Below are 694 nucleotides of genomic sequence, written 5' to 3'. Positions count from 1 at the left end.
GACGTAATTCCGGCGTGGTGAGCATAGGCCCGCGCTGTCGGCACATCAGGCATGAAGTCGGTAATGCCAATCCAACCTCCGTCACGAAGGCAGCGATCAGCCTCTGCCACCACTCGCGTGATGTGCTCCCGATCAACCAGATACAGGCAGAACCCGAACAGTATGAAATCGAGAGACTGATCTGGAAAATCGAGCTTGTCGGCAGTGCCAACGCGAAACTCGAGCTCGGGGAATAAGCGCAGCCCTTCTGCAGTCGCATCAGCCGAAGGATCGATACCAACGCCGTGACATCCTGTCGCCTTACAAATGGCGGCAAGATTCACGCCGGAGGAGCTCCCCACCTCCAGAACCCGGTCACCTTGCCCTATATATTTGGTGTATAGAGCTGCTGCGGTACTAAGCGTATCCGCAGAACGGCCATTCGAATAAAATGTGTGGTTACGTTGAAAATAGCGATCGCCTTCACCGCCTGAGAGAAATATCTCGCGCTGCTTCGCCACTGCCATGGACTCTCCTGGGTGCCCCCGCGCTCAAAACATATCGTTGTTCTATAGCATTCGATATGTGCTTGAAGCATTGATGGTACACAACTGGGACGTGGTGCCGCGCCTGAATTCGTAAGCGCCGGGGAAGGACAACCCGCAGCGAGACTCAATCGCCGCATTTGCTACGCGGCGCTTGTGGAATGACCGCT

General features: G+C 55.5%; 1 protein-coding gene. It reads right to left on the bottom strand.

Annotated elements, in window-relative coordinates; translation table 11 throughout:
* The coding region (locus tag E2H86_RS25665) for a class I SAM-dependent methyltransferase (protein ID WP_133332285.1) at positions 1–506 on the bottom strand (506 nt) is incomplete at its 3' end.
* Positions 507–694: the final 188 nt, after the last annotated feature.

Source organism: Pseudomonas putida (assembly GCF_004357765.1).
Lineage (GTDB): Bacteria > Pseudomonadota > Gammaproteobacteria > Pseudomonadales > Pseudomonadaceae > Aquipseudomonas > Aquipseudomonas putida_U.
Note: the sequence above shows the minus strand (reverse complement) of the source record. Positions and strands in the feature narration are given on the sequence as shown.